The sequence below is a fragment of the Mesorhizobium silamurunense genome (genome assembly GCF_014843825.1).
GTDB classification, from domain to species: domain Bacteria; phylum Pseudomonadota; class Alphaproteobacteria; order Rhizobiales; family Rhizobiaceae; genus Mesorhizobium; species Mesorhizobium silamurunense.
The window spans coordinates 1-7,870 of the sequence record NZ_JHQR01000054.1 but is presented as its reverse complement, the minus strand read 5'-3'; the positions used below and the strand labels follow the sequence as shown (position 1 = coordinate 7,870).

8 protein-coding genes and 1 pseudogene are annotated in these 7,870 nt (G+C 65.4%); 6 read left to right on the top strand and 3 right to left on the bottom strand.

Annotation, left to right across the window (positions count from 1 at the left end; all coding sequences use genetic code 11):
- Window positions 1-436, bottom strand: a pseudogene (locus tag DH10_RS06195) (helix-turn-helix domain-containing protein); the annotation flags it as partial.
- 118 nt (window positions 437-554) lie between these two features.
- Here DH10_RS06195 and DH10_RS06190 point away from each other — a divergent pair.
- Window positions 555-1,304 carry a DUF899 domain-containing protein gene (locus DH10_RS06190; protein WP_192247833.1) on the top strand — a complete coding sequence of 250 codons (750 nt, stop codon included), beginning with the start codon at window positions 555-557 and terminating at the stop codon, window positions 1,302-1,304.
- Window positions 1,305-1,387: 83 nt separating this feature from the next.
- Window positions 1,388-1,636 (top strand): hypothetical protein, encoded by a 249-nt coding sequence (locus tag DH10_RS06185; RefSeq protein ID WP_376774853.1) that lies wholly within the window; start codon window positions 1,388-1,390, stop codon window positions 1,634-1,636.
- A 163-nt stretch (window positions 1,637-1,799) separates the two neighbouring features.
- Here DH10_RS06185 and DH10_RS06180 read toward each other — a convergent pair whose 3' ends face one another.
- The gene (locus tag DH10_RS06180) at window positions 1,800-2,522 is read right to left on the bottom strand and encodes a winged helix-turn-helix transcriptional regulator (protein WP_192247836.1); all 723 of its coding nucleotides are present in this window, start codon (window positions 2,520-2,522) and stop codon (window positions 1,800-1,802) included.
- Between the two features lie 77 nt (window positions 2,523-2,599).
- Between DH10_RS06180 and DH10_RS06175 the strand changes: the two genes are divergently transcribed.
- From DH10_RS06175 to DH10_RS06165, 3 genes are all read left to right on the top strand, one after another.
- Window positions 2,600-4,042: an FAD-binding oxidoreductase gene (locus DH10_RS06175; RefSeq protein WP_246506069.1), complete on the top strand. Its 1,443-nt coding sequence runs from the start codon at window positions 2,600-2,602 to the stop codon at window positions 4,040-4,042.
- A 300-nt stretch (window positions 4,043-4,342) separates the two neighbouring features.
- Window positions 4,343-5,803, top strand: a complete 1,461-nt coding sequence (locus DH10_RS06170) for a phospholipase D-like domain-containing protein (RefSeq protein WP_192384482.1) — start codon at window positions 4,343-4,345, stop codon at window positions 5,801-5,803.
- Between the two features lie 25 nt (window positions 5,804-5,828).
- The gene (locus tag DH10_RS06165; RefSeq protein ID WP_192247841.1) at window positions 5,829-6,626 is read left to right on the top strand and encodes an endonuclease/exonuclease/phosphatase family protein; all 798 of its coding nucleotides are present in this window, start codon (window positions 5,829-5,831) and stop codon (window positions 6,624-6,626) included.
- Between the two features lie 5 nt (window positions 6,627-6,631).
- On the opposite strand, the gene DH10_RS06160 is transcribed toward DH10_RS06165, so the two are convergent.
- Window positions 6,632-7,141, bottom strand: a complete 510-nt coding sequence (locus DH10_RS06160) for a quercetin 2,3-dioxygenase (protein WP_192384481.1) — start codon at window positions 7,139-7,141, stop codon at window positions 6,632-6,634.
- 77 nt (window positions 7,142-7,218) lie between these two features.
- Between DH10_RS06160 and DH10_RS06155 the strand changes: the two genes are divergently transcribed.
- A complete protein-coding gene (locus tag DH10_RS06155) occupies window positions 7,219-7,863 on the top strand; it encodes a TetR/AcrR family transcriptional regulator (protein WP_192384480.1) in 645 nt (214 codons plus the stop codon).
- Window positions 7,864-7,870 lie beyond the last annotated feature (7 nt).

The following is a 7,870-nucleotide window of genomic DNA, read 5'->3' as shown; positions in this document are numbered from 1 at the left end:
CGCGCGACCGGCGGCAGAGGCGCCGGATCGAAACCGGCGAGCAGGCGCTCGGCCTCATCGAGGCGGCCGATCAAGATCAACCGACGGGCCTCGAGGCTGCCGGCATAGGCGGCATTGACCCGATCGCCATGCGCTCTCGAAGCGTAGCTCGGGCGGCTCGCAACGCCTTCTCCGGCCAGCCGAGATCGCGCGAGACCAGCGCGATCTCGGCCTCGGCGACGACACAGCGAGCACGCGCCACCGCCTCTTTCGGGCTGAAGGCGCGGGCGGCACTTTTCAACAGTGTCTTGGCCTTGGCGAAATCGCCGAGCTGCGCCATGGCAATGCCGCGCAGCGCCAGTGCCGGCGCGTCGTCGCGCAGCGCGACGCGTTTCAGGGCGCCGAGCGGGTCTCCCGACGCCAACGCCCGGCCGGCGGCATTAATCAGCGAGTCCATGCAATGCCTGCTTCTGGGGCCGCCGGATCAAATCGCGTCACACTTGTAACTCTCACCATCGCGCCGTCCGGTCCTATGTCTGTTCGCGTCACCCTCAACCAAACCGAAAGAATGAGCAATGACCCAGCAAATGCACACACCACCGGTCGTTTCGCCAGAAGCCTGGGAAGGCGCATACGAAGAGATGCTCGTGAAAGAAAAAGCCCTCACCCGCGCCCGCGACGCGCTCGCCGCGGAACGGCGCCGCATGCCATGGATGCTTGTCGAGAAGGACTATGTGTTCGAAGGCCCGAACGGCAAGGCGAGCTTGCTCGACCTGTTCGAGGGCCGCCGGCAGCTGGTCATCTACCGTGCCTTCTTCGAGCCAGGCGTCTATGGCTGGCCGGAGCACGCCTGCCGCGGCTGCTCGCTTGGCGCCGACCAGGTCGGCAACCTCGCCCATCTCAATGCCCGCGACACCACGCTTGCCTATGCCTCGCGCGCGCCCCAGGCCGATATTCAGCGGCTGAAAGAGCGGATGGACTGGAAGATGCCCTGGTACACCATCACCGACAGCTGGGATAAGGATTTCGGCGTCGACGAATGGCACGGCCACAACGTCTTCATCCACGACGGCGACCGCATCTTCCGGACCTATTTCGTCAACAACCGCGGCGACGAGGCGTTCGGCACGGTCTGGAGCTATCTCGACGTCACGCCGCTCGGCCGCCAGGAAGTCTGGGAGGATTCGCCCAAGGGCTATCCGCAAACCCAGACCTACAAGTGGTGGAACTGGCACGACAGCTATGAGGAAGGCGCCGCCCCCGACCAGAGATGGGTCGAGGTGTCGGACGCCGGCGAAGCGGCGTTCCGCAACAAGAACGCCTGAGCGTGAAGCGACTCTGGCGGCATCGACCGCGCCGCCAGAGCCGATCTTTCCCGAGAGCCTGACCAGTTTGGAAGGTGGAGATCATGAGCATCGACAATCCCGCCCCTCGCCCGGCCGGCCTGAGCGGCTTCGGCGTCGCCGACTGGCTCTGTCTCGCGGCGGCCCCCACCTTCGCGATCATGGCGCTGCTGACGGCTGCCTATGGCGGCCAGGACATGACGTGCATGTCCGGCCCCGCGGCCTCCGTGCTCAGCGGCATGGTGCCGATGTATCTGTTGATGGCCGCCTTCCACCTTGGGCCGTGGCTGCGGTTGGTGGCGAGGCGAGCGTAGGATTTGGCACCGCAGCGAATGACGACCGCACAGGCCTAAATGCCCGCTATATGCCAGGAGCGGTCACCTGCCACACCCAAATGCCCGGGGAGATGCGGCCGACGCATTAACACTTGCGTCGTTCGCGGCGCTCCTCTTTCTCATGGCCTCGCGCGATAATCGCTCAAGCGAAGCTACGCTGCCGTATGTCAGCCTGCGGGGTCGTGGCGGCGCGGGAGACCGGCCTGATGTGGGCGAACGTACTGCGGGCGTTCCAAGCTGGAAATGCTCTTATGAGCGCCGGGGAGCCATCGAGCCGGATGCGATCCTCGCGGGTGGCTTGGGCCCAGCTGAGTTGGCCGGCGTGCCATTTGACGAAGGCTTCGGCGTCCGCCGTGATGTAGAGGTCCTCGTCGAAGCCGGGGTTTCTTTTGCAGATTTCCGTGTCTCCGAGCTCGATGAGTAGCCAGTAGCGCTCACGGTACGGTCGGCCGGTGAAGTCGAAGCGGATGACGACACGTCGATCCGGGAGTCGGTCTCGGCGGAGCGCGTTGCTCATCGACCACAGGGCCACAAAGGGGTCGAGGTGCTCGGGCGCGATCTCGAGCCAACGCGCACCCCACTCGCCAAGCGACTGGCAGACCGCGAAGAGGTCGTGGCCCGCCGAAGTGAGCTCGTAGTGATGTCCGCGCCCGTCGGGCTTAGGCCCCGACTCGACGACACCGAGCCGTTCCAGCTGCTTGAGCCGCTGTGAGAGCAGGGTACGGGAGAGTCCCGGGGCGCCCTCCAAGATCTCGCTGAAGTTTCCGCAGCCAAGTTGCAGGTTGCGGATGATAAGCGGCGTCCAGCGCTCGGCGAAGATCTCGGCACCGCGAGCGATGGGGCAATACTGGCCGTATGTCCTCATGACGCCAGTGTCGCGCGCCCGCCTTCGATTGTGAAGTCCAGATTTTTGACTGTTCGGCCGCGCTCCGCGGTGGTTCGATGGCCGCCGAGAAAAAGGAGGACACGATGACGACACCGACGATTGCGGAAGTCGGCCGCAGGAGCAAGGAGTCAACCGTCGTGGAAATCGACGGGTTCCGAGGTCGGCTGATCAGTGCCGACCATGCCGACTATGATATCGCCCGTGCAATCTGGAACGGTGCCATCGACCGGCGCCCGCGCCTGATCGCCCGGTGCATTGGGACTGCCGACGTGGTCGCGGCCGTGCGTTTCGCACGCGACCACGATCTGGAGATCGCAATACGCGGCGGGGGCCACAACGTGGCGGGCACCGCCGTTTGCGAAGGCGGGATCGTCATCGACCTCTCGGCCATGAGGGCCGTGCGGGTCGATCCCGCCTGCAACAGGGCCTGGGCGCAGGGTGGCGCGCTGTGGGGCGACGTCGATCACGAAACGCAGGCGTACGGTCTGGCCACCACCGGCGGTATCGTGAGCCACACCGGAGTTGCCGGGCTCACCCTGGGCGGTGGCGTCGGCTGGCTGATGCGCAAACACGGCCTCACGGTCGACAACCTTCTCGCCGTCGACGTCGTGACGGCCGATGGCGAGTTGCTGCAGGCATCCGAGCACGAGAACCCCGACCTGTTCTGGGCGTTGCGAGGCGGCGGCGGCAACTTCGGCGTGGTCACTTCGTTCGAGTTCCGCCTCCACCCCGTCGGGCCCATCGTCCTGGCGGGACCGATCCTCTGGGATACAAACGACGCGGGCGAGGTCCTCCGCTTCTACCGCGACTTCCTCCATGACGCTCCCGACGAGCTCGGCACGGTCGTGAGGTTCGGCGCCGCGCCACCATTACCGGTCATCCCCGAGGATCTGCACTGGCGCCTGGTGATGATGATCGGTACCTGTTTCGCCGGGCCGATCGCAGACGGTGAGAGGGCGCTACGCCCGCTCCGCACATTCCGGACTCCCCTCCTCGACCTGGTCGGGCCCGCGCCGTATGTGGGACTCCAGAGCGCGCTCGACTCGACTGTCGTCCACGGTTGGAACTACTATTGGAAGTCTACCCACCTCCCCGAACTCCGCGACGACCTCATCGACGTGATCAACGAGCATGCGTTCTCCTGCTCGTCGCCACGGTCGTACGTGGCGATGTTCCATCTGCAGGGGGCGGTGAGCCGAGTCGCCGACGGCGCGACGGCGTTTGGGAATCGGCAGGCGTCGCACGCGATCACCCTCGATGGTGTTTGGCAGCCCGGCGAGGACTTCGGAGACCACGATACCGCTTGGGCGAGAAGGTTCTTCGCCGCCCTCGGCCGCTTCCGCGAAGGCGTCTACGTCAACTTCCTCGGCGACGACGAAGACCCTGACCGGGTCCGCGAGGCGTATGGCGACTCCGTCTACGACCGGCTAGCGGAGGTCAAGACCATGTACGACCCCGACAACGTCTTCCATCGCAACCAGAATATCCGCCCGGGTTGAAAATGGGAGGTCCGACGGCGCCGGCGACGCTTGAACGGTGCTGCGTGCTGGATGAGGTGCAACGTCGCCGGATGCGCTTGGGTGGGGTGCATATCGGACGCTGGCGCCGCGCGGTGCTCTGACGGTTCGGCGCTCGGTCTTGGCTGGGCGGATTCAGGGCGGGTGACGCGACCCGATTGGCGCGACCAGGACAACAGCTTGGCTACCAATCCAGCCTCCGATCACCCGCCAAGAGCTTTCCCCGTCTTGCACTGACCACCCGGATTGCCTTCCGCTCGTCCTCGCTCAATATTCGGGCCGATGTTGCAGGCGATAGCGAGTCACTGGTCTACACTTATCCTTCTCCTGTCGTTGGCGATGGCGGCCGTCGGTATCGTCCACGCCATCATGACGAAGGAGGACGTGCGCGCCGCCACCGGCTGGGTCGGCGTGATGCTGCTGTCTCCCTTCCTCGGCGCGATCATCTACGCCATCGCGGGCATCAATCGCATCCGCCGCGCGACGATCAGCGCCATGCGGCCCGTCACCGGCGAGGCCGCCGAGGCAGGGCATGACCGCGACGTGGCCATGGAGGCGTTGATCAGCGCTCAATATGGCCAGCGCTTCATCGGGCTGAAGACGCTCGGCGACAGGGTGGCGCGGCGGCCGCTGACTTCCGGAAACTCGATCGGCGTGCTCAACACCGGCGACGAGGCCTATGCGGCGATGTGCCGGGCCATCGACGGCGCGCAAAAAAGCGTGCTTCTCGAGACCTATATTTTCGACAATGACGCCGTCGGCCAGCTTTTTGTCCAGTCGCTTGCCGGCGCGGTCAAACGCGGCGTCGCGGTGCGCGTTCTGATCGACGCCGTCGGCGTGCGCTATTCCGTGCCCAGCATTCTCCATCAGCTGAGGGAAGCCGACGTCGCCGTCGACCTCTTCAACGGCAACATCGTCATGGGACTGAGACTTCCCTATGCGAACCTCAGAACCCACAGGAAGATCCTGGTCGTCGACGGCATGGTGGCGTTCACGGGAGGCATGAACATCCGCAAGGGATTCTCGGCCGAATTCGCCGGCTCCGACAGTTCCAGGGACACGCATTTCGAAGTCACCGGGCCGGTGGTAGCCGACCTGTTTTCGGTCGCCGCCGAGGACTGGCGCTTCGCCGGCAACGAGGCGCTGAAGGGCGACATCTGGCAAGTCGAACGAGCCGCGCCCCCGCCCGGCCAGCCGATGCTGGTTAGAGCCGTGGCGACGGGTCCGGATGCCTCGAACGAAACCAACCACAAGCTGCTGATGGGCGCCTTTTCGGTCGCCCGCAAGTCGATCCGCATCATGTCACCCTATTTCCTGCCGGACCGGGAGCTGATCAGCGCGCTGACCACCGCCGGCCGGCGCGGCGTCGAGATCGACATCGTCGTGCCGGCGGTGAACAACCTCTTCCTTGTCGACCATGCGATGACGGCGCAGTTCGACCAGGTGCTGAAGCATTATTGCCGCGTCTGGCGCCACGAAGGCCCGTTCGACCACTCCAAGCTGATGGCGATCGACGGCGTATGGGCCTATATCGGCTCGTCAAATCTCGATGCCCGCTCGCTGCGGCTGAACTTCGAGATCGACATGGAGATTCTGGATGCCAACTTCGCCGCCGAGATCGAGGCCCGTATCGGCGCCGCGATCGCGTCCGCCCAGCCGGTGACGCTGCAGACGCTGAAGGCCCGGCCTTTCGTCATTCGCGTTTTCGACCGATTGCTGTGGCTGGGATCGCCCTATCTATAGGCAAGGAAGACGAGCAGCAGGAACCATGGAGAGAAACGGACGCAGCCTTCCGGAGACCGTGCTTCTGTCGATCCGCGGCAGAAAGATGCGCAAGGCGAAAGCGACGCCGCCCAAACGGGTCGGCGGCGCCGAGATGGTGGTCGCCTCCTACAATGTCCACAAATGCATCGGCACCGACCGCAAATTCGACCCCGAGCGGACCGCGCGCGTCATCCGCGAAATCAGCCCCGACGTGATCGCGCTGCAGGAGGCCGACAACCGCTTCGGCGACCGCGCCGGCCTGCTCGACCTCAACCGTCTCGAAATCGAAACGGGGCTGGTGCCGGTACCGGTCACCGGAAACGGCAAGGCACATGGCTGGCGCGGCAACGTGCTTCTGTTCAAACGCGGCACCGTGCGCGACGTTCACCAGATCAAGCTGCCGGGCCTTGAGCCGCGCGGGGCGCTGGTCGCCGAGATCGACCTCGACGAGAACCGGGCGTTGCGGGTGATCGCGGCCCATCTCGGCCTGTTGCGCCGCTCGCGCTCGGAACAGGCGCGCGTGGTGCTCGATATCATGAGCAGCGCCGATGAAAGGCCGACGCTCTTGCTCGGCGACCTCAACGAATGGCGGCTGGGCAACCGCTCGGCGCTCAACACGCTGCACTCCACCTTCGGTCCGCCGCCGGCGGTGCCCACCTTTCCGTCGGGCTTACCCGTGCTGGCGCTCGACCGGATCATGGGCAACCGGCACGGCATGGTTTCCGCCGTGGAAGCGTATGACACGCCGCTGTCGCGGGTCGCCTCCGATCATTTGCCGCTCACGGCTTACGTGCATCTGTAGCGGAGCTAAGCGCTGGCCGCCGGCGCCATTGGCGGCCCGACGATTTCGGCCTCATAGCGGGCGCTGACGCGCTTCAGGGCTTCGATGTCCGGCGGGCTCGCGGGCGGCAGCCCTTCCGCCTTCGCCGGCCGTCCGCCGTGAATGAAAACACCCTCGCCGCCACCCGGCGTCAGCAGCGTCAGCATCCGCGCCGGCTTGTCGCCCTCGACCACGAAAGTGTGGGGAACGTTTCTCGGCAGGAAGACGAATGAACCCGCAGTGGCCCGAAAAGTGCGATCGCCGCATTTCATCGTCAATTCCCCTTCCAGCACGTAGAAGGACTCGTCCTCGCGGCGATGGACGTGGAGCGGCGGCGAGAAGCCCGGCGCAATCAGGGATTCCAGCAGGCCGAAGCCGCCTCCGGTGCTGGCCTCGGTGGCTTTCACCGTCATGCGGTTTCGCAGGAACCAGATCGCCTCCCCCTCACCCGGTCCCAGGAAACGTGCGTCATCGGCGGTATGGCTGGAGATTGTCATGAAAGCCCCCTTTCAACAGGTCTAATGTCTATATTACACTCTTGTGCAATTAATGCACTCCGGTATACTCAGCTTGCATGAATGTCAATCCGCACCCCCGCACTGCGCAGAAGCGTCGCACCCGCAAGGCGATCGTCGACGCGGCGATCGCGCTGCTTGCCCGAGGCGAGACGCCGACCGTCAACGACGTGGCCGCCGCGGCCGACGTCTCGCGCCGAACCGTCTATCTTTATTTCCCGAGCTTCGATCAGCTGCTGCTCGATGCAACCGTTGGCGCGCTCAGCCAGGCGTCGGTCGATCGCGCCATCGAACAGGCGAGCGACGACGGCGAAGCGCGCGTGGAGCATCTTGTCCGCGCGCTACACCACGTCAGCCCTGAGGTCGAGCGTCTCGGGCGTTCGCTGATCCGGCTGACCGTCGACACGAATGGCGCCCCGGCCGAGAAAGGCGTGCCGCGTCGCGGCTACCGCCGGATCGAATGGATCGAGTCGGCGTTGTCGCCGTTGCGGGACCGGCTGGACCCGGACCGCTGGACCCGGCTTGTGCAGGCGCTGGCCATGGTGATCGGTTGGGAAGCGCTGATCGTCCAGCGCGACGTCTGCGGCCTCGGCGCGACGGAGGGCGAGGCACTTTCGGTATGGGCGGCGAATGCGCTGGTGAAGGCGGCGCTGGAGGATGAGCGCAATGCTGGCGCTCCAGAGCTAGAGCGGTTCAAGATTTGACGGAATC

Coding starts and splice junctions, on each gene's coding strand:
- DH10_RS06175 (WP_246506069.1), top strand. CDS start 2,600: ATGGCCGCCGAGAAAAAGGAGGACACGATGACGACACCGACGATTGCG.
- DH10_RS06170 (WP_192384482.1), top strand. CDS start 4,343: ATGTTGCAGGCGATAGCGAGTCACTGGTCTACACTTATCCTTCTCCTG.
- DH10_RS06165 (WP_192247841.1), top strand. CDS start 5,829: ATGGAGAGAAACGGACGCAGCCTTCCGGAGACCGTGCTTCTGTCGATC.
- DH10_RS06180 (WP_192247836.1), bottom strand. CDS start 2,522: ATGAGGACATACGGCCAGTATTGCCCCATCGCTCGCGGTGCCGAGATC.
- DH10_RS06190 (WP_192247833.1), top strand. CDS start 555: ATGACCCAGCAAATGCACACACCACCGGTCGTTTCGCCAGAAGCCTGG.
- DH10_RS06160 (WP_192384481.1), bottom strand. CDS start 7,141: ATGACAATCTCCAGCCATACCGCCGATGACGCACGTTTCCTGGGACCG.
- DH10_RS06155 (WP_192384480.1), top strand. CDS start 7,219: ATGAATGTCAATCCGCACCCCCGCACTGCGCAGAAGCGTCGCACCCGC.
- DH10_RS06185 (WP_376774853.1), top strand. CDS start 1,388: ATGAGCATCGACAATCCCGCCCCTCGCCCGGCCGGCCTGAGCGGCTTC.